At 70.0% G+C, this 23,997-nt stretch carries 21 protein-coding genes; 10 read left to right on the top strand and 11 right to left on the bottom strand.

Features of this window, described 5'->3' with window-relative positions:
• Nucleotides 1–59: 59 nt before the first annotated feature.
• Nucleotides 60–1,121, bottom strand: a complete 1,062-nt coding sequence (locus tag QLQ12_RS01125) for an MBL fold metallo-hydrolase (RefSeq protein WP_282756469.1) — start codon at nucleotides 1,119–1,121, stop codon at nucleotides 60–62.
• A gap of 79 nt (nucleotides 1,122–1,200) precedes the next feature.
• On the opposite strand from QLQ12_RS01125, the gene QLQ12_RS01120 reads away from it, so the two are divergent.
• On the top strand, nucleotides 1,201–1,791 hold the full coding sequence (locus QLQ12_RS01120; protein ID WP_282756467.1) for a TetR/AcrR family transcriptional regulator: 591 nt from the start codon (nucleotides 1,201–1,203) through the stop codon (nucleotides 1,789–1,791).
• Between the two features lie 108 nt (nucleotides 1,792–1,899).
• Nucleotides 1,900–2,142: a response regulator transcription factor gene (locus QLQ12_RS01115; protein ID WP_282756465.1), complete on the top strand. Its 243-nt coding sequence runs from the start codon at nucleotides 1,900–1,902 to the stop codon at nucleotides 2,140–2,142.
• Nucleotides 2,143–2,245: 103 nt separating this feature from the next.
• On the opposite strand, the gene QLQ12_RS01110 is transcribed toward QLQ12_RS01115, so the two are convergent.
• A complete protein-coding gene (locus tag QLQ12_RS01110) occupies nucleotides 2,246–3,202 on the bottom strand; it encodes a LysR family transcriptional regulator (protein ID WP_282756464.1) in 957 nt (318 codons plus the stop codon).
• Nucleotides 3,203–3,343: 141 nt separating this feature from the next.
• On the opposite strand from QLQ12_RS01110, the gene QLQ12_RS01105 reads away from it, so the two are divergent.
• Nucleotides 3,344–4,111, top strand: a complete 768-nt coding sequence (locus tag QLQ12_RS01105) for an alpha/beta fold hydrolase (protein WP_282756462.1) — start codon at nucleotides 3,344–3,346, stop codon at nucleotides 4,109–4,111.
• 439 nt (nucleotides 4,112–4,550) lie between these two features.
• Here QLQ12_RS01105 and QLQ12_RS01100 read toward each other — a convergent pair whose 3' ends face one another.
• Nucleotides 4,551–4,802, bottom strand: coding sequence for a hypothetical protein (locus tag QLQ12_RS01100; RefSeq protein ID WP_282756911.1), 252 nt, complete (start codon nucleotides 4,800–4,802; stop codon nucleotides 4,551–4,553).
• Between QLQ12_RS01100 and QLQ12_RS01095 the strand changes: the two genes are divergently transcribed.
• Nucleotides 4,704–5,474: an SDR family NAD(P)-dependent oxidoreductase gene (locus QLQ12_RS01095; protein ID WP_282756460.1), complete on the top strand. Its 771-nt coding sequence runs from the start codon at nucleotides 4,704–4,706 to the stop codon at nucleotides 5,472–5,474. The genes QLQ12_RS01100 and QLQ12_RS01095 overlap by 99 nt on opposite strands.
• The gene (locus tag QLQ12_RS01090) at nucleotides 5,459–6,403 is read left to right on the top strand and encodes a Gfo/Idh/MocA family protein (protein WP_282756459.1); all 945 of its coding nucleotides are present in this window, start codon (nucleotides 5,459–5,461) and stop codon (nucleotides 6,401–6,403) included. Before QLQ12_RS01095 ends, QLQ12_RS01090 begins: the two co-directional genes overlap by 16 nt.
• Here the strand turns inward: QLQ12_RS01090 and QLQ12_RS01085 are convergent, their stop codons facing one another.
• The 6 genes from QLQ12_RS01085 to QLQ12_RS01060 all read right to left on the bottom strand — a co-directional run bounded on the left by QLQ12_RS01085 (nucleotide 6,404) and on the right by QLQ12_RS01060 (nucleotide 15,957).
• Nucleotides 6,404–8,218: a phosphotransferase gene (locus QLQ12_RS01085; protein ID WP_282756457.1), complete on the bottom strand. Its 1,815-nt coding sequence runs from the start codon at nucleotides 8,216–8,218 to the stop codon at nucleotides 6,404–6,406.
• A complete protein-coding gene (locus tag QLQ12_RS01080) occupies nucleotides 8,211–11,627 on the bottom strand; it encodes a WD40 repeat domain-containing protein (protein ID WP_282756455.1) in 3,417 nt (1,138 codons plus the stop codon). The genes QLQ12_RS01085 and QLQ12_RS01080 overlap by 8 nt, the downstream gene beginning before the upstream one ends.
• A gap of 200 nt (nucleotides 11,628–11,827) precedes the next feature.
• Nucleotides 11,828–13,297: a hypothetical protein gene (locus QLQ12_RS01075; protein ID WP_282756453.1), complete on the bottom strand. Its 1,470-nt coding sequence runs from the start codon at nucleotides 13,295–13,297 to the stop codon at nucleotides 11,828–11,830.
• A 241-nt stretch (nucleotides 13,298–13,538) separates the two neighbouring features.
• Entirely contained in the window at nucleotides 13,539–14,600 is a 1,062-nt protein-coding gene (locus tag QLQ12_RS01070; protein ID WP_282756451.1) for an amidoligase family protein, read from the bottom strand.
• Nucleotides 14,597–15,442, bottom strand: coding sequence for a hypothetical protein (locus QLQ12_RS01065; RefSeq protein WP_282756450.1), 846 nt, complete (start codon nucleotides 15,440–15,442; stop codon nucleotides 14,597–14,599). Before QLQ12_RS01065 ends, QLQ12_RS01070 begins: the two co-directional genes overlap by 4 nt.
• On the bottom strand, nucleotides 15,439–15,957 hold the full coding sequence (locus QLQ12_RS01060; RefSeq protein ID WP_282756449.1) for a SigE family RNA polymerase sigma factor: 519 nt from the start codon (nucleotides 15,955–15,957) through the stop codon (nucleotides 15,439–15,441). The genes QLQ12_RS01065 and QLQ12_RS01060 overlap by 4 nt, the downstream gene beginning before the upstream one ends.
• 101 nt (nucleotides 15,958–16,058) lie before the next feature.
• On the opposite strand from QLQ12_RS01060, the gene QLQ12_RS01055 reads away from it, so the two are divergent.
• From QLQ12_RS01055 to QLQ12_RS01045, 3 genes are all read left to right on the top strand, one after another.
• Nucleotides 16,059–16,385: a PadR family transcriptional regulator gene (locus QLQ12_RS01055; protein ID WP_282756448.1), complete on the top strand. Its 327-nt coding sequence runs from the start codon at nucleotides 16,059–16,061 to the stop codon at nucleotides 16,383–16,385.
• 41 nt (nucleotides 16,386–16,426) lie between these two features.
• Nucleotides 16,427–17,206, top strand: coding sequence for an ATP-binding cassette domain-containing protein (locus tag QLQ12_RS01050; RefSeq protein WP_282756447.1), 780 nt, complete (start codon nucleotides 16,427–16,429; stop codon nucleotides 17,204–17,206).
• Between the two features lie 231 nt (nucleotides 17,207–17,437).
• On the top strand, nucleotides 17,438–18,127 hold the full coding sequence (locus tag QLQ12_RS01045; RefSeq protein WP_282756446.1) for an ABC transporter permease: 690 nt from the start codon (nucleotides 17,438–17,440) through the stop codon (nucleotides 18,125–18,127).
• A gap of 1,471 nt (nucleotides 18,128–19,598) precedes the next feature.
• Here QLQ12_RS01045 and QLQ12_RS01040 read toward each other — a convergent pair.
• Nucleotides 19,599–19,988, bottom strand: a complete 390-nt coding sequence (locus QLQ12_RS01040; protein ID WP_282756445.1) for a sporulation protein — start codon at nucleotides 19,986–19,988, stop codon at nucleotides 19,599–19,601.
• Between the two features lie 1,038 nt (nucleotides 19,989–21,026).
• Nucleotides 21,027–22,088 (bottom strand): LacI family DNA-binding transcriptional regulator, encoded by a 1,062-nt coding sequence (locus QLQ12_RS01035; protein WP_282756444.1) that lies wholly within the window; start codon nucleotides 22,086–22,088, stop codon nucleotides 21,027–21,029.
• A gap of 96 nt (nucleotides 22,089–22,184) precedes the next feature.
• On the opposite strand from QLQ12_RS01035, the gene QLQ12_RS01030 reads away from it, so the two are divergent.
• On the top strand, nucleotides 22,185–23,054 hold the full coding sequence (locus QLQ12_RS01030; protein ID WP_282756443.1) for a carbohydrate ABC transporter permease: 870 nt from the start codon (nucleotides 22,185–22,187) through the stop codon (nucleotides 23,052–23,054).
• Entirely contained in the window at nucleotides 23,054–23,971 is a 918-nt protein-coding gene (locus QLQ12_RS01025; RefSeq protein ID WP_282756442.1) for a carbohydrate ABC transporter permease, read from the top strand. Before QLQ12_RS01030 ends, QLQ12_RS01025 begins: the two co-directional genes overlap by 1 nt.
• Nucleotides 23,972–23,997: the final 26 nt, after the last annotated feature.

Here is a 23,997-nt window from a genome sequence, read left to right as displayed (position 1 = left end):
CGGCATCCGGTGGCGGGAAAGGCGTCACGTGTGTCATGACAAGGCGCGGGGAGACAGCCTCAGGCGACCTGCTGCCACCAGGCGTCGATCTCCGGCGGGCTGTCCACGTTCACCCGCTCGCCGGGACGGGGGATGGCCAGCCGGACGTCGCGGGCCTTGGCTTCGCGCCAGGTGCGCTCGGCGGGCTCGGACCACTGGTGCGCCGCCAGGTCGAAGGTGGCCCAGTGCACCGGGATCATCAGGCCGCCGCGAACGTCGAGGTGGGTGGCCACGCCGTTTTCGGGGATCATGTGGATGTCCGGCCAGTCGGCGCCATATGCCCCCACCTGCACCAGCGTGACGTCGAACGGGCCGTGTTGCGCGCCGATCCCGGCGAAGCCGGGAAAGTAGCCGGTGTCACCGGAGTAGAAGACCTTCCGGGTCGGTCCCTTGATCACCCAGCTGGCCCAGAGCGTGTCGTCGCGGCTGAAACCACGCCCGGAGAAGTGCCGTGCGGGGGTGGCGACGAGTTCGACGCCGGCCACCCGGGTGCTTTCGTTCCAGTCGAGTTCGACGATGCGGGCGTCGGGCACGCCCCAGCGCTCCAGGTGCGCGCCGACACCGAGCGGCACCACGAAGATCGCGGGGTGCAGCCCGGCCAGGTGCTGGACGGTCGCCATGTCGAGGTGGTCGTAGTGGTCGTGGGAGATCACCACGGCGTCGATCGACGGCAGCTCGTGCAGCGGGATCGGCGGCTCGTGCAACCGCCGTGGCCCGGCTAGTGGTGACGGGGAGCAGCGTTCGCTCCACACCGGGTCCAGCAGGACGCGGTGTCCTTCGATCTCGATCAGTGCGGTGGAGTGGCCGTACCAGGTGACGTGCAGGCCCCGCGCGTCGGCGGAGTGGCTGGTCATCAGGGGGACGGCTCGGCGCGGGCGGCGGGCCTCCATGCCCGTGAACGCACCGACGGCGACCCTCGGGATGGCGGTGAGGGACAGGGAGGAGTTGGTGGGCACGTTGTTGCGGAACTTGCCGTCGGCGAACTGGGGCGAGGCCTCGACGCGGGCGCGGCGTGCCCCGGTCGGCTTCCCGCCCATCTGGGCGGCGATGTTGGACGGGCTCGGGAAGGAGCTCTCCGGCATGCCTTGAATGTAGGCGCTGATAACAATGTAAGCAATGATCACAATGTGTTCGTCGTTTACATCACGATAGGCTGGCGCCATGAAGACCCGCTCCTACCATCACGGGGACCTGCGCTCCACTCTGCTCGTCCTCGCCGAGGACACCCTGCGCCACCGCGGGTCCGGCGAGCTGTCGTTGCGGGAACTGGCCCGTGAGGCGGGGGTCAGCCCGGCCGCGCCGAGCCGCCACTTCAAGACCAAGCAGGCCCTGCTGGACGCGCTGGCGATGGAGGGCTTCGACCGCCTCACAGCCACGATGACCGAGGCGCTGGAGCGGGCCGGCGACTCGTTCGCCCAGCGGCTCACCGCGCTCGCCCGCACGTACGTGACCTTCGCGACCGGCAACGCGGCCCTCCTCGAGCTGATGTTCTCGCGTAAGCACGAACCCACCGCGCCCGCGGAGCTGATCTCGGCCACGAAGCGGTTGATGGCTCTGGCCACGGACCTGATCGAGGACGGCCAGCGCCGCGGAGAGGTCCGCGAGGGCCTGGTGATCCTGCGCGCGGTGCCACTCGTCGCGGCCCTGCAGGGCATGACCGATCTGGCGTTGAGCGGAGGGTTCACCGCCGAGCAGGTCGCGCAGAGCCTGGACGAGACGATCGCCTTCATCCTGCGCGGCTACGCCCCCTGAGCAGCGCCGCGCCCGCGCCGTCGGGTTCGCGACACCCGGAGCGCGCTGGGCGGCCGGGTCCGGAAACCGACCCGGCGGCACGTACGTATTCGCAGGGATAAATCAACCATGGATGATTTTCTGCGAACCTCGCCCCGCCGGTCTCCCCGCCGAACCGGCATGCTCAGTGACCGCGAGCTACAGGTTCTGACCTTGGTGGCAGACGGCAAGACCAACAAGCAGATCGGCTCCGACCTGTACCTGAGCGCGGCAACCATTCACAGCCATCTCAAGAACGTGTTCCGAAAACTGGGCGCCAACGACAGAGCGCACGCCGTTGCCAAAGGATTCCGGGCCGGGGTGCTGCGCTAGCCGAGATCCGCACGAGGCCGGCAGCGCGTCGCCGGCGACGACGGTGGGGCGGGCTCGCACGGCGCGATGTCCGTCCCGCCCCTTTCCGTGCCCGAGCCCGGACTCAGCTCCAGAGAGTGACGTGGATCGATGGGCGGAAACGGGCCACATTGACCCCGGTCCCGCGCATCATCGCCTGAATGGCCCGCGGCGTGGAGGCGAACCGTGCGAACTCGGCCGCCGCCGCGGGCGCCCCGGTGTCCGCGAGGGTCAGCGATTGCCACACCTCCTCCAGCCCGGCATGCGGCCCGCAGAACTGCACGAGATGCCCTTTGCGCACTTCCGGCGCGACCGTGAAGGACAGGGCCGCCGCCACACCGTGGCCTCGTTTGGCCTCCTCGATGGCCGCCGCATGGCTCTGGAAGATCTGCTGCCGGTCGTCCGGCACGCCGAGCCGGCGCAGCAGGCTGGGAACAGCGCCCCGATCGGCGGCCGCCGAAGGGCCCAGCAGCCACGTCTGATCCCGGAGCTGGCGTGGTGACGGCTGCGTGCCCGCGAGCGGATGGTCCGGCCCCGCCACCGTCACCACCTTGTAGTACATGACCGGCCGGCACCGGACGGCCGGGTCGGGCAGCGCCGGCCCCGGACCGATGGCGATATCGATGCCGCGCTCGGCCAGAGCCTCCACGAACGAGCCCGGATTCCGCACGCTCAACTCGACGTCGAGGTCCGCCGCCCGTTTGGCGAACAGGTCGATCAGCCCGGGGGCGGCGTGTTCGGCGAACAGCGAGGACGCCCCGACCCGCAGCAGCCGCCGCCCCTGCCCGGCGGCGCTGACCTCCAGCACGGTGATGTCCTGCAGCCCGAGCAGTTCGGTGGCCCGGCTGGCCAGCCGCAGCCCGCCGGGGGTGAACGTGAGGCCGTTGGCCGTGCGGGAGAACAGTTGATCGCCCAGTTCTTTGCGGAGCTGTCCGATGTGCAGCGACACCGCGGACTCGGAGACCTCGAGCTGGGCCGCGGCCTGCTTGACCGAGCCGCATCGGACCACGGCGGAGTAGGCACGCAACTGTGTGGGGGTCACAGCCCGCAATGTATCGCGATCTTCATGCGGTAATCCCCCCGCGTCGCAGATGGTGACCACACCGGCGATCTCCCCGATACCGGAGGCGAGTTCGCCGCATACGCTGTCGAGCGCCCTAGCCGGACGAGAGGAAGCCCATCCATGCCGACCTTCCAGGCCACCGACGGCATCGAGATCTACTACCAGCGGTGGGAGGGCGAGTCGGACCTGCCGCCCGTGCTGCTGCACCACGGGTTCATCGCCGACGGCCGTACCAACTGGGTGCTTCCCGGCGTCGTCGCCGCGCTCACCGCGACCGGCCGCCGCGTCGTCGCCATCGACGCCCGCGGTCACGGCTTGTCCGGCAAACCGAGCGATCCCGTCTTCTACGGCGAGTCCCGGATGGCTGAGGACGTGTCGACGCTCCTCGACCTGCTCGGCATCGATCGGGTGGACGTGGCGGGCTACTCGATGGGCGCCGTCGTCTCCCTCCTGCTGGCCACCCGTGACCAGCGGATCCGCCGCCTCGCCATCGGCGGCATCGGCTCCGCGGTCGTCGAACTCGGCGGCGTCGACACCCGGGTGATCCCCGCCGAAGCCGTCCGCGAGGCCTTCCAGGCCGACGACCCCACCGGGATCCGGCACCCGGCCGCGGCCGGCTTCCGCGCCTTCGTCGACGCGGTCGGCGGCGACCGCGCCGCTCTCGCCGCCCAGGCCGCCGCCGTGCACGCCGAGCCGATCCCGCTGGAGACGATCACCGTTCCCACCCTGCTGGTCGCCGGCCGCGACGACGCCTTGGCCACCCGCCCCGAACTGCTCGCCAAGGCCCTCCCGAACGCGCGCCTCGCCGTCATCGACGGCGACCACCTCGGCGCGGTCCGCGAGCCCGCCTTCACCCGGGAACTACTCGCCTTCCTCAACACCCCCTGACATCGGCCACTCCCGCCGGCGCGAGGTCCGTGCGACGCCGAAATCCCTTTCCGGTACGGCCAGACCGCCCCGCCGGACCACACCTCCCGCGCCTACCACGCGAGGCCCGTCCCACTCCGGGCCGATGCGCGGCCGCCGGGCAGGTCCCGGCCGGACGGCCACCCCGTCCCGCGACGTGCCCGCCGCCGATTCCCGCAACGTCGCAACGCCCCCGTGCGACGACCGCGCTCCCGGCCGCGAACGGGGGAGCGCCTGTGGACGAGTGGCTGCGGCTGTGGGCGAGCGGCTGTGCGCCAGCGGCCGGAATCGGTGTGAGGGTCGGTTGCGGGGATGGGCGGCTGGGAGCGCGGGCGTGCCTCCGCTGGTCATGGTGGCGGACCTGATGGTGGCGAGCGCCCCGCGTCCGGCGTTCGGCGTCCGGGCAGGCCTTCGCGATCTATCAATGTGAACGAGATTCACGACAGTTGATAACCTGGGTGATCGAGATGTCATGACAATCGTCGTCAAGTTTCTTTTCCGCTAGGCTGCACTCGACCGGTCCGTCGTTGTCGATCATGGCCGGCTCGTCCGTTGATCTCACCGAGGAGGACTCGTGACAGAATTCCCGCGATTTGACGTTTCGGGACAGGTCGCACTTGTCACGGGCGCCGCTCGCGGCATAGGCCGTTCCATTGCTCTCGCTCTCGCTCACGCGGGGGCCGATATCGCGGTCGGGCTCCGTAATCGCGATGACGACAATGGTGTGGTGGCCGAGATCGAAGCCCTCGGCCGCAAAGCTCTCCCGCTGCAGATGGATGTCACCGACCTCGATCAGGTCCGCGCTTCTGTCGATGCCGCGGTGGGCCATTTCGGGCACATCGACATCCTCGTGAACAATGCCGGCCGCGGCCCGGGAAATCTTGCCGAAAACGTCCGTGAAGAGGATTTCGACTTCACTCTGTCGGTCAATCTCAAGGGCACGTTCTTCACCAGTCAGACGGTCGGCCGTCACATGATCGAGCGCGGTCGTGGCGCCATCGTCAACGTCGGTTCCCAGGCCGGATTCGTGGCCCTGCCGGGCGAGGCCGTCTACTGCATGACCAAGGCCGCGGTGTCGCACCTGACCAAGTGCCTGGCCGTGGAGTGGGGCAAGCACGGCATCCGGGTGAACGCCGTGGCGCCCACCTTCATCAACACTCGCAGCATCACCAAGCACATCGCCGACCCGGCGAACAAGGCCGACATCATCGAGCGCATCGCCGCGCTGCACCGCATCGGCGAGCCGGTGGAGGTCGCGGGCGCGGTGCTGTTCCTCGCCTCGGACGCCAGCTCGCTCATCACCGGCGAGACGATCATGATCGACGGAGGGTGGACGATCCGGTGACCGCCGAGACTCCGCGGCACCGGATCGGCATCGTCGGCGCCGGAGACATCGCGCGTAAGGTCTACTTTCCGCTGCTCGGCACCGACCCGGGCATCGAGATCGTCGCCGTCGCCAGCCGCACCAGGGCGAAAGCGGAGGCTCTGGCCCAGCGCTACCGGCTGCCCGAGGTCTGTGACACGGTCACCGAGGTTCTGGCCCGGCGGCCGGACATCGTGTTCGTCCACGCGGGCACGGCCGCGCACGCCGAGATCGTCGGCGAGTGCCTGGACGCGGGCGTTCACGTCTATGTCGACAAGCCGCTCTCCGAGGACCTCGCCGAGGTGGAGCGCCTCACCCTGCGCGCCGCCGACCTCGGGCTGTTGCTCGCGGTCGGCTTCAACCGCCGTTTCGCGCCGATGGTCCGTGCCGCGGTGGACGCCGTTCCGGCGCCCACCATGATCGTGGCCGAGAAGCACCGGAAGTCGTTGCAGGCCAGGCCGGCCCGCGAGACCGTGCACGACGACCTGATCCACGTGGTCGACCTGGCGGTCTGGGCCGGCGGGCTGACGGCGCAGGGGGACGTGAGCGCGGTGGTGCGGTCCGAGGGCGGGAGGCTGCTCGCGGCGGCGCTGACCGTCACCGCCCCGGCCGGATTCGCCCAGGTGTCGATGGCCCGTGACGCGGGGCAGGATTTCGAGCGCCTGTTCCTGGCCGGTGACGGCGTCTCGGCGACGGTCGACGATCTCGACACCGCGGTCCTGCGGAGCGCCGGGAGCACGCAGACACGGTCGTTCGGCAGCTGGGACGACATCCTGGTGCGGCGGGGCTTCTCCGGTGTCGTCGGGCACGTGCTCGAGTCGCTGGAAAAGCCGGAACGATGCGAGGTCTCGGCGGCCGCCGTGCTGGATACCCACCGGATCACTGACCGGATCGCCCGCGCGGTCGTCTGATCATTCACCTTTCCCGGCCAGCGCGGCCTCCACCGCGCTTTCCGGGGGAGGCGAGTCAAACCCCCACACACGGTATGCCTCACCTATTTTCGTGGTCAGATCCCGTACCAGCGTGATGGCGTCCGGGTCGTTCGGCCGACGTCGCAGCGTGCCCGCGTAACGCACCGAGTCGATGAGCACCGCCTTCACCCTTTCATGGGCGATGTAGAGCTCGATGTCGGCGAGCCGGGCGGCATGTGATGGCGTCGGCCGATCCTTTTCCCAGGCCTGGCGGACGATCCTTTCCTGGTCAGCCGGATAACCGGTCTTGTGCAGGTTGGCGGCCAGCTCGTAAACCGGATCGCCCCATGTCGCGAATTCCCAGTCCACGACGAAGAGAGTGCCGTCCGGGCGTACCAGCATATTGGCCCGGTGCAGGTCGGCGTGCAGGAATGCGAACGGCCGCCCGCTCAACCGGCCGAAGTCGATGTTCCGGAGTGGATCAATCGGGAATCCGAGGCGTTCCCACATCGCGCCGAAGGCATTCCGGTGGCGTTCGAAGATGGCCCGGGAGATGTGCAGCATCCGGTTGGCGAACCCCGTGCAGTCGCCGTCGCGCGGCCAGTCCGGGGGCAACGGTGGCAGGTCCTGGCGGCGGAGGTCCCGCAGGCTCGTGAGGAACTCGGTCAACTGGCGCAGCAGATGTTCCGGCAGCGCCTGCCCGCGTGGATGGAGCAGATCGAGCCGCGTCCCCTCGATGCGCTCGTGGATCTGGAACGGGGGCCGCCGTGAGACGGCCAGGAGCACCGGAGCCGCCGGAACCCGCCGTCGCACGGCGGCGAGGACCAACGCTTCGTCCCAGGTCTGGAGGTCGGTGACCTCGGCCTCGGGCAGCGGGATCCGGATCACCCGGTCGTCGCGGGGCACGTTGCGGTTGTGGAAGCCGTCCATGACCGCGGTGCTGCCGGCCGCGAAGCGGTAGTCGTCGATGACGCGCAGGCCGGTGACGATCTCCAGGTAGCTCCGGATTCCCGCTTCGACGGCGTCTGCCCCGTCCGGCGCCTGCATCGTGCCGGCGGCGTCGGCCGCGAGCGCCGCGAACACCGCGGAGGGCCGCCCCTGCCACCCGCACAGCTCTGCGCCCGCGATGATCCAGGCCGGATAGGCGCCGGCCCGGTGGAGGTCGCCGAGGCATCCGGCCATGACCGCGAGCGCCTCGTCCACCCGATCCGTGCGCAGGAGCAGCAGCGACCCTGTCCATCTCGCCCGAGCCAGCGCTGTCCTGCTCCCGGAGCGGCTCAGCGTGGCGAGGGCGACGGCGAGCATGGCCTCCGCGGCGCCGAGGTCGCCCTGCTGGACGAGGGCGAGGGCGGCCGCGTGCCGGGCCTCGGCCGCCGCACGGTCCATGCCGAGCCGGTCCGCCTCGGCGATGGCCTCGGCAGCGACCGAGGCCGCCCGCCGCGGATCGCCGGTCAGCAGCAGGTGGGCCTCGTCCGACCGCAGCCGCGCCGTCCGCCGTGGGTCGCCCGCGGCCGCGTAGTGCCGCCGGGCGACGTCGAGCGACTCCAGCGCCGGTTCCGGGGCGAAGCAGAACCTCCGGACCAGCGCCCGAAGCCGGTGGGCGTCACCGAGCAGGAGGTCGTCGCCCGGTTCGATCTCCCGCATCGCCGCCGCGATCCGGTCCAGAGCCTCCACGGACGCGCCCTGCATCATCCGCAGGCCGGCGGCGCACAGCGCGGCGGCCGGGTCCGGGCGGCCCTCGCCGGCCCGCTCGGCCAACCGGAACGCTCCGGCCAGATCGCCGCGCAGGCGCAGCTCGTGCACCGCGTCAGGCACTGGCGCTCCCGGGCAGCGCCAGTGAGGGCAGGAACGGCTCGTGCAACAGGAGCTCCCGTTCGGTCAGGGACAGCTCTCGGAAGGTGCGTGTCTTCGCCAGCCGGATGAGGGCGTCCAGGTCGAGGATCGGCCGCCAGAACCGGATGGTCGAATCCCGTCCGGCGGTGGCGAGCTGGTCGCCCTGGCGTGACCAGACGACACTGCGGATCTCGTCGCCGTGCTCGCCGAAGACCGGAAACTCGTGCCAGTCGGTGGAGGCCCAGATCCGCCAGGTGCGGTCCCGGGACCCGGTCACCAGCCACCGCTCGTCCGGCGACCAGCTCAGGGACAGGACCTCGTCCTCGTGCCCGCTCAGGACGGCCTCGCACTGCCGGGTCGAGGCCCGCCAGATCCGGATCGTCCGGTCGCGTGATCCGCTGGCCAGCCACTCGCCGCTCGGCGACCAGCACACCGCGAAGACGTCGTCCACGTGTCCGGGCAACTGGTCGGCCTGCGACCAGTCGTCGGTACGCCAGATCCGGACCGTCCGATCGCGTGATCCGCTGGCCAGCCACTGCCCGTCGGCGGACCAGGCCACGCCGAGCACCTCGTCGGTGTGGCCGTGCAGGGTGGCGCTGAGCGTCCAGTCCCGGGTGTCCCAGATGCAGACCCGGCGATCCCGGCCGGCCGACGCGACCCAGCGGGAGTTCGGTGACCAGCGCACCCCGAGAACGTCGAGGGTGTGGCCCTGGAGCCGGGCCACCTTCGTCCACGTGCCGGCGTGCCAGACCGTGACGGTCCGGTCCCGGGAGGCGCTGGCGAGGTGGCCGCCGTCGCGCGACCAGTCGAGGCTCACCACGTCGTCCTGGTGCTCGTCGAGGACGGTGACCAGGTCGCCGGTCATCCGCCAGATCCGCACTCGGGAGTCGCTGGAGCCGCTGGCCAGCATGGAACAGTCGGGCGCCCAGCTGATCGCGTGCACCCAGCCGGAGGCCGTGTCGATGAGGAATCCGTCGTCCTCGGCGAACGGGCTCCACAACCGCACGGTGTGGTCCTGGGAGCCGGTCACTATCAGGTTGCCGTCGCGGGACCAGGCCGCGCACCGGATCCAGTCCTCGTGCCCCTGCAGCACGCTGAGCTCCCGTGACAGATTGTGGGTCCACACTCGTCCGGTGCCGTCGTGCAGGCCGAAGAGGATCTGCCGGCCGTCCGGCGACCAGGTCGCGCACCGCACCTCCTCGCCGAGGTGGGTGAGGCTGCCGGTCATCCGCCAGGTGGGCGCCGACCACAGGGTGGTGGACCGGTCCCGTGAGCCGATCAGCAGCGCGGCGCCGTCCGGCGACCAGGCGACGCAGTGGATCCAGTCGGTGTGGTGGGTGATCCGGCGGACTACCCGGCCGTCCTCCCGGTCGAGCACGACGACCGAACCGTCCGCGAGCCCGACCGCGATGTCGCCCAGGACGGACGAGGAGATCGCCCGGACCTCCTTGTCGTGGGCGGCGAACCGGCGTACCTCATGCAGGTCCTCGTCGAAGATCCGGACGAGGCCGTCGTCGGTGCCCACCACGATCTCGTGATGGCGGTGGTCCCATTCGACGCACCGGGACGGGGAGCCGAGACTCACCGACTTCAGCAGGTGGAAGCCGCCGATGTGCCAGAGCCGCAGCGTCTGGTCCCGGGAGCAGGAGACCAGCAGAGTGCCGGTGGCGTTCCAGGCGACGCCGAGGACCCAGTCGTTGTGCCGGCCCAATCTCTGCGGCTGGTACTGGTTCTTCTGCTCCCACACCTTGATCTCGCCGTCCCGGGAGCCGGTCGCGACCACATCGGTCCGGGGCGACCACGCCGCCGAGAACACCCAGTCGGTGTGCCCTTTGAGCACCCCGCGCAGCCGGGAGGCGTGGACCGCGGCCCACAGCGCCCGGTAGGCCTGTGCGGTGGGTGCGATCTCCTCCACCGCCGCCAGGGCCAGCAGCAGCGACTTCTCCGGGTCCTCCTTGAGGCTCGCCATCGCGTGCGCGGCCACCGAGTCGGCGAGACGCTCCATGGCCGTGCGGTCGGCCCGATAGGAGATCTCCAGGTACTCCATCGTCAGCGAGTCGACCGAGCCGTCGAACTCGTGCCCCTTCTCAGGCGTGCTGACCGAGGAGAGCCACTGCTGCGTGAAGGCGAGCCGTTCGCCGCTGAGCAGGTAGGCGGGTTGTCTCCCGGCGGCCTCCCATTCGGCGGCCCACCGTTCGACCTGGCCGCGGCGCCGCAGATAGTCGGTACGGATCTCGATGGCCTGCCGCAGCGGCGCCCAGGCCCGGAACAGCGCCTCGTGCGACACCCCGATGAAGGCGTCCGAGCCGATCGACAGCGTGGTCAGGATGCGGTTGGCCACGAAGGCGCCGACCACGTCGGCCGCCTCGCCGGACAGTTGGGCGCGGCGGACCAGCCGGCGGGCCGGTTCGCGGCCGTCGATGGTGACGAAGGACAGCATCACGTCGATGACGAAGGTGGACCGGTCCTCCCCGAACGAGGCCAGAATGCGGTCGGCCCGCTTGGCGAGCGCGCCCGACACCCCGCCCATGTCCAGATAGAGCGCCTGGGTTATCTCGCTGTCGCGGCCGGACTTGAGATAGAGCTCCTGCAGCACATAGGCGAGCAGGGGCAGGGCGTCACCGCTGCGCGCGTCGTCGACCATCCGGCTGACCAGGCCCGGCTCGAACTCGAGCCCGACGTATTTGGCCGGGCCCTCGATCGCCTGGAACAGTCCCTTGCGATCCATCGGCCCCACCGTGATCGGCTGGCGTACCAGCGACGCGATCGGACCGGTCAGCATGTCGGTCAGGAACTCCGAGCGCAGGATGCCGACGACATGCAACCCGGGGTCGGCCTCGAGGCTGCGTTCGAGCAGGCGCAGGAACTCGTCGCGTTGCTCGGCGCTGTTCAGCGTGAAGATCTCCTCCATCTGGTCGACGACCAGCATGCGGGCCTCGACCGGGCGGCCCGGTTTGGCCCGGGCCGCCCGGTCGGTGAGGACGGCGAGTGGATCCTGCTCGTCGGGAGGTGGCACGCCGAGCCGGTCCGAGACCGCCGCGTACATCCGGGTGATCGGGTTGGTGGACGGCCGGAAGACGCCGATCACCTCCCAGTGGCGGTGCACCCGGTTGAGCATCGGAAGCACCCCGGCGTGCAGCAGCGACGACTTGCCGATGCCGGAAGCGCCGATGATCAGGAGCAGGCGGCCGCTCGGCTCGGCCGGCGAGTCGGCGAGCCGTTCCAGGATCTCGTGGCTCTCCTGTTCGCGGCCGAAGAAGATGGCGGCGTCGTCGGAGGTGAACGGGTCCAGTCCGGGATAGGGGGAGAGCGCCGGATTCCACACCCGGTCGAGTGAATTCGTCCGCTGCACGTAATAGGGCATGACCCGGGCGAGGACGAGCAGAATCACCGTGGCCACGAGAAGCGGGAGAGAAATCTTCGCCACTTGACGGACCAATGGCGCGGGCTGCGACGTGGCGATGTTCGTGACGATTCCGAGAAGGGCTCCGAGCAGAATGAAACTGACCTCGGAGATCATGTTTCCGGATTGGCGGTCGCTGTTCTTACCCTTACGCCGCTTCGATCGGCTGGCGCGGACGAGTCTCAACCTCACCCTCCGAAATCGGCCGGCTGGTCGCACAGGTGACGCCGGGCGAGCGTGAGAGTGGTGAGGGACGGATTGGCGGCTCCGGACCGGGGGAAGGTGGCGGGCCCGACCACCGACAGGCCGGGCGCCTCGGGGAGGGCGCCGTCGAGCCGGAGTTCCTTGCCGAGCGGGAGAGTGCCCGATTCGTGGTCGACGCTGCCGAGCGGGTAGACGTACGGATGAATCCTGATCTTTCCCCGGCCGGTCTCGTGCCCGGCGGCCTGGACGGCTTCCATCCAGGACGGCTTGCCCCGCGCGTAGTCCTCCGGTGTGGTCCAGACCGCCCCCGGTTGCACGCCGAGCAGTCGCTCGGCCACCTCCCCGAGCAGGCGAGCCTGCTGCCGCACCACGGTCAGATCGTCGAAGGCCAGGATACCGTCGATGTGCACCCGAGGAGCCCGGTCGCGGGGTGCGGCACGAACCACCACGGAGCAGCCGCCCGGCAGCTTCTCGCCCATGGTCCACACGGCCAGGCGCTCCGTGTCGCTCCCCGGGATCGGCGTCACCTCCCAGAACAGGTTCGAGGAGGCCTCGTCCAGCGCCGGCAGATAGCAGAAGACCCGCCCATGGGGCCTCGGAAGGGCGAAGAGCCCGCGGGGTACGTTGGCGACGAAGCCCTGGACGATGTGGTCGTTGAGCCCCGGGCAGGCCATCTCGCGGGTGTTGCGGATGTGCATGCGCAGGCCCGCGACGAGCCGGGTGTTCTCGATGGTCCCGGCTGCCAGCACGACCCGGCGGGCGGTCATCTCGGAGGTCGCCCGGCCGTGCGCGACGGTCAGCCGGAAACGGTCGCCGTGCGGGACGACGCTGAGCACCCGGCCACCGGTCAGGATCCGCCGCGGACGGTCCGGCGACTCGGTCAGCGGACTGTAGGGCAACTGCCGGATCTCGCCGTCGACGCTCACCTCGCGGGCGGCCTGGGGGACCGGCAGGGCGGCGAAGCCCGCCGACCGGAGGTGCGCCAGGAACGACTCCTCGCGGGGGCCCCGGCACTCGTCGAGCCGGTGACCCGTCCGGTGGCCGTCGAGCCAGCCGTTCAGCGCCCGGCCGGTCGTGGCGTACGAACAGGCGTGGGGTGCGGCCGAGGTCAGTTCCGCGACGATCTCGGCCGGCCAGTCGAGCAACGCCCGGTCCTCGATCGGCAGGCAGACCCCGTGCCAGTAGAGGGACCGTCCGCCCACCCTCTGCCGCAGGCCGGAACCGGTGCGGAAATGCGGCGCCCGGCTGGTCGACCAGTGCCGTTTGAAGGTCTTGTCCCGGTTCGTTCTATGCCAGAGATCGAGAGCGCGGTGGCCCGGCAGAATGTTCTTGTGAGAGGGGTCAGTCTCCGTGCCGGACTCGATCAGAAAGGTGCTCCGCCGGGCTCCGGCAGAGACCGCCAGCCCGGCCATTCCGGCGCCGACGATTACCGTCTCTTCCTCGGTGTGGATCATTCCGCCCTCCGGTCGTCGGCCCCATATGGGCGGGGATGACTTCACACCGGGAGTGTGGCATAAATCTCAGTGGGGGCCATCAGCCATTTAGCCCCTGAGATATGCGGAGTCCGCCTGATGCTGGGCTCCTATGATCGACCGATTCACATTCTCGATCTTGAATAGAAAATGATCGGCGGCCGCGAGTGGCGCGCCTCGCGGGATGCCACGGCGCCTTGACCAGCCGTACGAAAGAAGAGATCTAACGTGTCGCCAGGGACTGCGCCGCCATCTCCAGGAGGTGTTCGGTCGCGGCCGCGGGATCGGCCGGCGGCGGGAGGATCGGGGCGGGGTCGCAGCAGCGGTCCAGCAGCAGCTCGACCAGCGCGGCCCGCTCGACGATCTCGTCCGGGTCGACGGCGCCCGGCAGGATCCTGATCTCCACGGTGTCGCGGACCGGCGTGTCGGTGAGCACCTGGGTCAGGTTGACGTCGAAGAACTTGGTGAGGCCGCCGTCGGTGGCCGCCCTCCGCAGCTCGCCGGTCGTCGGCGTGCCCTGGACCGCGGCGACCAGGGGAGCCGGCAGCGGGGCGAGGCGGCGGCAGGCCGGGTTGGTGGCCAGCAGCTGCCGCAGCGGCTCCCGGAAGAACGCGAACAGGCGCACCAGGTTGGCCAGCACGGCCGGCTCCCGGAAGGGGCCGCCGTCCACGTGCAGGTGCACGGCTGCCTCCCGGGGGACCGTGAATCCGAGCCCGGACGCCGCGCCCAGCAACTCGGTCAGCGCGGCGTGGTGATCCGCCGCGAGCGGCGGGGTGATGATCTCGCAGGGGCGTTCCCGCTCGCCGCCGGCGGGGGAGGCCAGGGCCACCGTCGCGCCGGCCGAGTCGTCGAGCCGGTAGATGTCGCCGTGCCGCTGCACCGTCGTGCCCCACAGGCGGGCCGCCGGCTCCAGGACCCCCGGCAGGCTGCCACCGGGGTCGCACCGCGCCGCGAGCAGGCGCAACAGCCGGGTGTCGTCGGTGAGGATCCGGAACCAGCCCGGGATCGCCGGTGCGCGGGGATCCAGGCCGTGCAGCAGGGTGACGTCGTCGACCAGGGTGCAGAGCAGCGCGGAGTCCGGCCGGCGCACCTCGAACCCCTGCGTGAGGTGCAGGAACCGGCCCAGGCCCGGAACCAGGGACGGTTCGCTGTCGTGGTGCCAGACGGGCCGGACGCTGCCCCCACAGCGTCCGGCCAGATCCATCGCCAGGGTGCGCCGGCTGACCCCGGGCGGGGCCATCAGCTCCATTTCGAAGCCGATACGCCGGCGCAGCACCGGGGTCACGGCTGGATCGGCAGCGTCTCGCCGGCCTTGATCCGCCGCCCGGCCTCGACCTTGGCCGCGTACGTGTCGTCCAGCTTCCAGAGCACCGCCAGTTTCTCGGCGTCCGCGCTGTCGTAGCCGGCGTCCCAGAAGATGGTCGCCAGCCGGGCCTTCTTACCCTCCTCCACCAGCTTCTTGTCCGGTTTCACCGGCAGCGTCTCACCGGCGAGCAGACGCCTGCCGGCTTCCGCCTTGGCGTCGCCCGGGTCGGCGATCTTCCACAGCTTCGCCAGTTGGACGGCGTCGTCCCAGTCGTAGCCGCTCAGGAAGAACTCCTCGGTCTGCTTGTTCCGCTCGACATCGACCGGCTCCTCGGAGACGTCCGGGTTCGCGACCGGCTTCACCGGCAGGGTCTCCCCGGCCAGCAGCTTCTGGCCGGCGACGGCCTTGGCTCGGGCGATCTGGTCGGTGCCCAGCTTCCACAACCCGGCCAGTTCGACCGCGTTGTCATATCCGAACCCGGCCTCGAAGTAGGCGGCGATACCCCTGTCGCTCTCGTCATCGGTGAGGGGCGCCGAGGGGTCGAGCGTGGCCCGGGCGCTGGGTGTCGCCACCGGGGCGGCGGGCTGGAAGGCGGAGGAGCTCTGGGAGGCCGGGCCGGCGGGCAGAACCGCGGGCAGTTGGGTCACGCCCGCGATCAGGCCGGCGCTGAGCGCCACCCCGCCCGCGGCCTGCGCGCCCCTGCGGCGCCATGTGTACTTGCGGGCGAGTTCCTCGACGCGGGCGTAGACCGCTGCGGGGTCAGGCGTCTCGTTCTCGTGCTTGGTGAAGGCTTCGCGCAGCCGGTCTCCGTGCTCCGTCACGACCTCTCCTCGGCGTGGATTCGTTGTTCCGACTCGTGATCGAGCCGGAGTATCCTCAGTGCCCTCGACGCGTGACTGCGGACCGTGGCCGGAGCGCACCCGAGCAGGTCGGCGATCGAGTCGTCGTCGAGCTGCTCGTAGTAGCGCAACACCAGCACGGCGCGTTGTTTGCGCCCTAGCGCGGACAGCCGGTGCCACAGCGCGTCCGCCTCGACCACGCCGTCGGCGTGATCGCGCACGCCACCACGGGCGTCGTCGAGTTCGATGAGCCGTTCGCCGGCGGAGTGGATGTGCCGCACGGCCCAGCTGCGCCGCCACGACAGGTACTCGTTGAGCACCATGCGACGGACATACGCCTCCGGGGCGTCGGCCTCGCTGATCCGCTTCCACCGGACCTGGGCCCGCGCCAGCACCTCCTGCACGACATCCTGCGCCAGGTCCCGGTCGCCGGTGAGGACGACCGCGTAACGCAGCAGGCTGGGCAGGCGGGCCAACGCGAATTGCTCGAAGGTCACACATCATCGACGCATGCCGGGACCTGAATGTGCAGTCGGATCCCAAGAATTTTTGCGGATCAGCTAGATAGGCAGTCTGCTAAGCAGTTAGCCTGCCTAGCATGACTCCGCGGCCGTGGCTGCACGGCTTCCTCGATCTGTGCCTGCTCGCCATGCTCCGCGAGCGGCCCGACTACGGTTACGGACTGGCCCAGCGCCTCGCCGCGGCCGGCGTCGCCGACATCCCGGGCGGGACGCTCTACCCCGCGCTGCTGCGCCTCGAACAGCAAGGCCTCGCCTCACCAAGCTGGGCGCCGTCGGAAAGCGGCCCCCGCCGGAAGTACTACGAGATCACCCCGGCCGGGCTCGCCGCACTGCAGGCGCAGGCCGCCGAGTGGCGGGCCTTCCGCGACGGGGTCGACCTCCTGATCGGGGCCCCGGTCCGGTGAACTGGCCACAGCGATTCGAAGCCGAACTGGTCCGTCTCGGCGTGCAACCGGTTGTGGCTCGGCGTCTCACCGCGGACACCGCCGCGCAGGCCGGTGAGCACGACGCCGATCCGGACGGCTTCTTCGGCCCCGCCCACCTGTACGCCCGCCACCTGGTCGCCGAGTTGCAGACCCCTGCCGCGGGCACCGCCCCGGAACGCTGCGTCCCCGGCCAGGTGATGCTTCAGCTCAGCGGTGTCGGGAAACGCTACCGGCGACGGGCCGTCTTCTCCGGCGTCGACCTCACCGTCCGCGGCGGCGAGGTCGCCGCGATCGTCGGCGCCAACGGCTGCGGCAAATCCACCCTGCTGCGCATCTGCGCCGGGCTCACGCCGCCGTCCTGCGGCACCGTCCACCGCACCCGGCGGGTCGGATTCGTGCCACAGGACGGCGGCACGGCCGGCTGGCTCACCGCCGAAGAACACTTCACTCTCTTCGGCGCGGCCGCCGGCATGGTTCCGCGCAAGGCAATCTCCACCGGTACGCACCTCGCGTCCCTCCTCGCCTGGCGCCCCAGCCGCGTCCAGCCGGTCCAGGAACTCTCCGGCGGCACCCGGCAGAAACTCAACCTCGTCCTCGGCGAGTTGCACGGCCCCGACCTGCTACTGCTCGACGAGCCCTACCAGGGTTTCGACCAGGGCTCCTACCTCGACTTCTGGCGCCAGGTGCGCTCCTGGCGCGACGCCGGCCGCGCGGTCGTGGTCGTCACCCACCTGCTGCACGAACTGCAAAACGTCGACCACGTGCTCGACCTGGGCGCAGTCGCCGGACGCGTCGCGTGACCGCCCTGCCCGTCGCTTCGCCGACGCGGGTGGTGCCGTGTCTTCGGGGGTGTCGCGTGACCGCGCTGGCCGTCGCTTCGCAATACGGGTTGAGCTGTGTCTTCGGAGGTGTCGCATGATCGCGCTGTTTCTCGCTTCGCTGTGCGGGTCGGCTCTTGTCGCTGGAGGTCGCATGACCGCGCTGCTTGTCGCTTCGCGATACGGGTTGGGTCTTGTCGCTGGGGGTGTCGCATGACCGCGTTGGTGGTGGCCGGCCTGTCGGCCCGCGAGGTGACCCGACGCCGGACCGCGATGCTGCTGGTGATCTCGCTGCCGCTCTGGTTCTACCTGGTCCGCCGGGACCTGACCGGCCAGTCGATGCGCATGCTGACCCTGGGTATCGCCTGGGCCGTCTCCACCCTGACGCTCTTCGTGGTGAACGCCTCCCGCGGCGTCGACCCCCGGCTGCGCGTCTCCGGCGCCTCGGTCGCCGGCATCATCGGCGGCCGGCTGATCGCGATGAGCGGCTTCGGCGTGCTGCTGGCCACCGCCTACCTGATCCTCGTCGCGATCGACCAGGACATCCAGCGCTTCTGGGCGATCGCCGTCACGATGCTGATCACCGCCCTGATCGCGGCCCCGTTCGGCAGCCTGGTCGGCGCCCTGCTGCCCCGCGAACTCGAAGGCGCCCTGGCCCTGCTCTCGGTCTGCGCCGTCCAGATGCTCGCCGACCCGGCTGGTCTCACCGCCAAGTTCATGCCGTTCTGGTCGGGTCGGGAAATCGGCACCTACGCGGTCGACGGCACCGGCATCGAGTTCCTCTGGCGCGGCCTTGCCCACGGCGCTCTGGTCTGGGCCCTCTGCACCGGCCTGACCCTGGCCGTCTTCGCCCGCCGGCTCCGCCTCGCTCGCTACCCCGAGCCAGTCCCGGACAGCCGATAACGCGCCGTCCCGCGCCACCACAAGACGCGCCACCGGCCACCACCAACCAACCACCAACCACCAACCGCCAACCGCCAACCGGCACTCGCCAACCGGCAACCGGCAACCGGCAACCGGCAACCGGCAACCGGCAACCGGCAACCGGCAACCGGCAACCGCCAACCGGCAACCGGCAACCGGCACTCGCCAACCGGCCGGCGCCGGCGCCCGGAGCGGTTCGGGCCCGGCACCTGGCACGCAGCGATCGGCTTCGGCTCGGCGCTCAGCACGCGACGTCCGGCAGCCGCACCTGGCCTCCGGGCTCGGCTTCGCTCGGCACGTTGCGGGTCTGCTCGGCACGCAGCTCGGCTGCCGGGCTGAGCCGCCGTTTGCTGCTCCGGCCCTTTCAGCAAGTTCGCTTGCCTCCGTTTCGGCCGTCGAGGATGCCGCCTGGCGATCCGGCCGCTCGTGTAGGCCATTGCCCTGTGTTCCCTGACCGAGCGGGGCTTCCTCGACCTTTCATCGACCCTTCGGTGTCCTTCGGTGTCCTTCGGCGGCCACTCCTAGCAGTGGATTCATTGGTGTCAAGATCGGCCTTAGCCACCGCGCTCCCGTGGACGGCCATCCCAGACCAGTCTCAGTCCCGCTCAGGTGGCTCCGGATGCATTAGGTGTTGGGAAGTCTCGACACCCGTTGTGGGTGTGCCCGACACCCACAACGGGTGTCGTGTCTCAAGGCAAGTGGTATCGCGGAATGACGGTGCCTCGGCAATGGCGTGAACGCGACAGCAATCTCGCGCCTGTTGGCTTCTCGGGTGAGTGCATCTGCTGGCCGCGCGGAAGCGCTGTCTCGCGTCCGTTTTGACCGCGGATTCGCACGGCCAGCAGATCAACAACCGGCGTGAGCGGCCGCGATCACGGGAAGCGCGCGAGCTCGGTGGGTCTTGCCTGGTTCTGCCGGGGATCTTGACTGCTTCTGTCGGCTGGCCGGGAGTGCTGCCGCGATCCGCTCGGGACCGCGCTCACGACTAGCTGGCGGAAGTCGGATTGGCTGCCACCGTGTGCTCGTGGACGGACACTCCCGAATGGCGAGGCCAGCCGGATTTTCGGCTGGGCAAGTCGAGCATGTAGACCCGCTGCCGGGCTGTCTGATCTGTCCGGGATCGGATTCCCTGAGTCCCTCGGCGAGCGGGTTGTTGCACGAGATAGGCGGACGTCACGGTAAAGCTCGCGGTGAGATGGTCATGAGTGGGCGCGGCGGCGGGCGTGCAAGAGAAGGCTGAAGAAGAGATACCTGGGCTGGAGATAGCTGGGCTGGAGGTGCCTGGTCAGGCGGTTCCTCAATTGGAGGCGGCTGGGTTGGAGGTGTCTGGGCAGGAAGCGCCTTGAGCAGGCGACATCGGGCAAGCAGAAGAAATCGGGACAGGAGGCGCCTGAGGGTGAGTGGCCGCGGCCCGGAGGCGAAGCGGGCCGCGGCCGGCAGAGGACGCGGGTCAGCGGCGTCGGCGGCGCACGATCGAGCGGGTGACCAGGAGGGCGATGATGGCGATGAGCTGGCCGCCCGCGACGATTTTGTTGACGTCGACGGCGGGACGCCAGCAGGCGTCGCCGTTACGGATGACGTAGACGCCGGCCGGACGGGCGGAGAAGCCGAAACCTCCGCCGGAGCCCTCGCCCTGCGGGGTCTCGCCGTCCGGTGACGGATTGGGGCTCGCGCCGCTGCCGCCTCCTCCTCCGCCGCCACCACCGCTGATGACGGCGACCGGGACGACGGTGACTCCGTCGCGTTCGATCGGGGCGCCGAAGACTCGGCCCACCACGGCGGCTTCGGTGCCGGTGTGGGCTCGTTCCAGGATCTCGCTGGCGCTGAGCTTCGATGGCATGGGAATCATCCCTCCGCGTCGAGGTTCTCCCTCCAGGGTCCGCCCAGCGTCAAGTCACGCCGTTCTGCACGGCGCGATCGGCGGTCCGACGTCGGTGCCCGGCGGTCAGCGGGAGCAGGGCCGGCGGGCAACGGGGGAGTGCCCCCGGGCGCACGGTGGCCGAGGGAAGTGTCCGTCCATGGGCACACGGTGGCAGCCAATCCGACTTCCGCCAGCTAGTCGTGAGCGCGGTCCCGAGCGGATCGCGGCAGCACTCCCGGCCAGCCGACAGAAGCAGTCAAGATCCCCAACAGAAGCAGTCAAGATCCCCGACAGAAGCAGTCAAGATCCCCGGCAGAACCAGGCAAGACCCACCGAGCTCGCGCGCTTCCCGTGATCGCGGCCGCTCACGCCGGTTGTTGATCTGCTGGCCGTGCGAATCCGCGGTCAAAACGGACGCGAGACAGCGCTTCCGCACGGCCAGCAGATGCACTCACTCACCCGAGAAGCCACCAGGCGCGAGGTTGCTGTCGCGTTCACACCGTTGCCGAGACGCTCCCGTCAACGGTGCGAGCCAACGTCTGCGGTGCATGCCAAGGTTTGCGAGGCGGGGCAAGGTCTGTACGAGGCGCGGCAGGGTCTGCGAGGTGAGGGCGCGGTTAGCGGAGCGGGCACTCAACCGAGGCGCGACGGGCGGTCAGTGGAGCGGGCACTCAACCGGGGTGCGACAGGGCGGTCGCGGCAGGGCGGTCAGGAAAGCGGGTGTGGCGGGGAAGGGTGGGGCGGTCAAGGGAAGTGCGGTGGGGCTGTAGAGCTTGGCGCCGTAGGGGAAGTGCGGTAGGGCGGTGGAGCTGTAGGGCCGGCACCGGGCAGGGCGCCGTAGGGAAAGTGCGGTAGGGCGGTGGAGCTGTAGGGCCGGCAGCGGGCAGGGCGCCGTAGGGGAAGTGCGGTGGGGCGGTGGAGCTGTAGGGCAAGGCGCGGGGTGGATGCGGTCAGGGAGTGCGGTGGGGCGGTGGGGAAGTGGGGAGCGGGTGATTCAGGGGCGGGGTCCGCGGGTGGTCAGGGTGGGGGCGCCGCGGTGCTGGCGCGGACGACCAGGCGGGTGGGGACCAGGTCGGTGCCGGGGCCGGCGGGCTCGTCACGGATCTGGCTGAGCAGGGCCTCCACGCAGCGGCGGCCGACTTCGGCGAAGTCCTGGTGGACGGTGGTCAGTGGGGGAAGGTAGGAGCCGGCGTCGGCGATGTCGTCGAAACCGACGACGCTGACGTCGGCGGGGACGCGGCGGCCGCGTTCGTGCAGGGCGCGTAGGACGCCGAGGGCCATCTGGTCGTTGGCGGCGAAGATCGCGGTGCAGGCATCGTCGTCGGCCAGGCGCAGGCCGGCGAGGTAGCCGGAGTCGGCGGACCAGTTGCCGCGTTCCGGGGGCGGGACCGGCCGGCCGGCCTCTTCGAGGGCGCGGCGCCAGGCGCCGGCGCGGCGTTCGGCGGCGAACGACTCGGCGGGACCGGCCACGTGCCAGACCGTGCGGTGCCCGAGGTCGAGCAGGTGCCGGACGGCCTGCCGGGCGCCGTCGGCCTGGTCGGTGTCGACGACGGGGTAGCGGTCGCCGGCGTCGGAGTCGACGACCACGACGTGGACGCCGGGCGGCAGCGCCACCGCGGTCGCGTCGAGCAGGTGCACCTCGATGATGAGGATCACGCCGTCGACCGCGAGCTCACCCATTCTGGTGAACGCTCCCATGACGTTGTCCTGGGTGGGCGCGCCGACCGGGATGAGGGTTATCGCGTAGCCCTCGGAGGCGGCCTGGGTGGCGATCGCCTCGACGGTGCGGCTGTTGCCGGTGGAGGCCAGGCCGAAGAGGATGACGCCGATGGTGTTGAACCGGCCGTATCGCAGGGACCGGGCGGCGCTGTTGGGCCGGTAGCCCAGCTCGCGCATCGCGGCGAGAACCTGTTCGCGGGTGCTTTCGACGACCCCGGGCAGACCGTTGGCTACTCGCGAGACGGTCTGCGAGGAGACGCCGGCGACCCGGGCCACGTCGGCCATCGATACACGTTGCTTGCGCCGGCCGCCGGGGACGTCCAGGGCGGCGCGGAGCCGGGGCGGTTCGATCTTGATCACTCCTTGACCGTGATTTGTGGCCCGTGCCACTATACGGCAGTCATGTTTACGTAAACATGGCGTAGATGTTTACGTAAACATCCGACGAGGAGGGCAATGGTGACCCGGCGTTCATGGATCGGGTGGCAGTTCACCGGTCCGTTCCTGGCGGTGTTCGCGCTGGTGTTCCTCGCGCCGATCGGCTACTCGGCGTACCTCAGCGTGTTCCGCACCCGCCTGGTCGGCGGCACCAGTTTCGTGGGCCTGGAGAACTACACCAAGGCATTGAGTGATCCGCAGTTCTGGGAGGCGCTGAGCAGAGTCACGCTCTTCCTGGCCGTCCAGGTGCCGATCATGCTGGGGCTGGCGCTTCTGGTGGCGCTCGCCATCGACAGCGGGCGGCTCTACGGCTCCGGGTTCTTCCGGGTAGCGATCTTCCTGCCCTACGCGGTGCCCGCCGTCGTGGGCTGCCTGATGTGGGGCTTCCTTTACAGCACGCGGTTCGGTCTGGTCGGCAACCTCAACGAGGCGTTCGGCGTCACGCTGCCCGAACCCCTCTCGCCCGACCACATCCTGACCAGCATCGGCAACATCGTGACCTGGGAGTTCATCGGCTACAACATGCTCATTCTGTACTCCGGGCTGCGGGTCGTGGACACCGCGCTCTACGAGGCCGCGGCCATCGACGGGGCCGGCCAGTTCCGGATCATCCGGGCGATCAAGCTGCCGGCGCTGCGGGGTCCCCTGGTCGTCGCCACCATCTTCTCGATCGTCGGCAGCTTCCAGCTCTTCAACGAGCCGCAGATCCTGGACAGCCTGGCGCCGAACTCGATCACCACCTACTTCACGCCGAACGTCTACGCGTTCCAGCTGTCCTTCCTGGGGCAGCAGATCAACTACTCGGCGACGATCGCCCTCATCATGGGCGTGGCGACGATGATCGTGGCGTACGTCTTCCAGCGCCGTTCCCTGAAAGGGGTGGCCTGATGACCGCCACGCCCACCATCCGGGCGGCGGCGCGCCGTCCGGTCCGCCCCGTGGTGCCGCGGCCGGGCCGCAAGCAGCGCAAACGCAGCGTCACCCTGACGGCCGTCACCGGTGTGATGCTGATCTACACGATCCTTCCGCTGGCCTGGCTGCTGATCAGCGCGACCAAGTCCCAGGAGGACCTGCTCAGCACGTTCGGGCTCTGGTTCTCCGGCGACTTCGCGCTCTTCGACAACATCGCCGACACCTTCACCTACCAGGACGGCATCTTCGGGCGCTGGCTGCTCAACACGTTGCTGTACGTCCTGGTCGGAGCCGGCGGCGCCACGCTGCTGGCGGCGCTGGCCGGGTACGGGCTGGCCAAGTTCGACTTCCTGGGCCGGCGGGCGGTCTTCGCCGTGGTCCTGGGTGGCATCGCGGTCCCGCCGACCGCGCTCGCCGTCCCGACGTTCCTGATGTTCTCCAAGATGGGGCTCACCGACACCCCGTGGGCGATCATCATCCCGTCGCTGGTGTCGCCGTTCGGCCTCTACCTGATGTGGACGTACGCCACCGATGCCGTGCCCAACGAGATCCTGGAGTCGGCCCGGGTGGATGGGTCGGGTGAGTTCCGCAGCTTCTTCAAGCTCTCGCTGCCGCTGCTCGCGCCCGGCCTGGTGACCGTCCTGCTGTTCAACATCGTCGCCACCTGGAACAACTTCTTCCTCCCGCTGATCATGCTGAAGGACTCCGAGCTCTACCCGCTGACTCTCGGCCTGTACACGTGGACACGGCAGGCCAACACGGTCGGTGGAGAGGTGGTCTTCAACCTCGTGATCACCGGTTCCCTGCTCACCATCGTGCCGCTCGCCGTGGCCTTCCTGCTGCTCCAGCGTTACTGGCAGTCAGGTCTGGCCGCGGGAAGCGTCAAGCAGTAAATCTCCCCACCCCCTGAAGGGACAGC

Origin of the sequence: Actinoplanes sandaracinus, from assembly GCF_030009775.1 — a bacterium.
Taxonomy (GTDB): Bacteria; Actinomycetota; Actinomycetes; order Mycobacteriales; family Micromonosporaceae; genus Actinoplanes; species Actinoplanes sandaracinus.
The sequence above is the reverse complement of the archived record's forward strand: the minus strand, read 5'-3'. Positions and strand labels throughout refer to the sequence as shown.

What these genes read in the sequence shown, in the direction of transcription:
- QLQ12_RS01125 (WP_282756469.1), bottom strand. Translation starts at nt 1,121, where the DNA reads ATGCCGGAGAGCTCCTTCCCGAGCCCGTCCAACATCGCCGCCCAGATG.
- QLQ12_RS01120 (WP_282756467.1), top strand. Translation starts at nt 1,201, where the DNA reads ATGAAGACCCGCTCCTACCATCACGGGGACCTGCGCTCCACTCTGCTC.
- QLQ12_RS01115 (WP_282756465.1), top strand. Translation starts at nt 1,900, where the DNA reads ATGGATGATTTTCTGCGAACCTCGCCCCGCCGGTCTCCCCGCCGAACC.
- QLQ12_RS01105 (WP_282756462.1), top strand. Translation starts at nt 3,344, where the DNA reads ATGCCGACCTTCCAGGCCACCGACGGCATCGAGATCTACTACCAGCGG.
- QLQ12_RS01075 (WP_282756453.1), bottom strand. Translation starts at nt 13,297, where the DNA reads ATGATCCACACCGAGGAAGAGACGGTAATCGTCGGCGCCGGAATGGCC.
- QLQ12_RS01055 (WP_282756448.1), top strand. Translation starts at nt 16,059, where the DNA reads ATGACTCCGCGGCCGTGGCTGCACGGCTTCCTCGATCTGTGCCTGCTC.
- QLQ12_RS01045 (WP_282756446.1), top strand. Translation starts at nt 17,438, where the DNA reads ATGACCGCGTTGGTGGTGGCCGGCCTGTCGGCCCGCGAGGTGACCCGA.
- QLQ12_RS01040 (WP_282756445.1), bottom strand. Translation starts at nt 19,988, where the DNA reads ATGCCATCGAAGCTCAGCGCCAGCGAGATCCTGGAACGAGCCCACACC.
- QLQ12_RS01030 (WP_282756443.1), top strand. Translation starts at nt 22,185, where the DNA reads ATGGTGACCCGGCGTTCATGGATCGGGTGGCAGTTCACCGGTCCGTTC.
- QLQ12_RS01025 (WP_282756442.1), top strand. Translation starts at nt 23,054, where the DNA reads ATGACCGCCACGCCCACCATCCGGGCGGCGGCGCGCCGTCCGGTCCGC.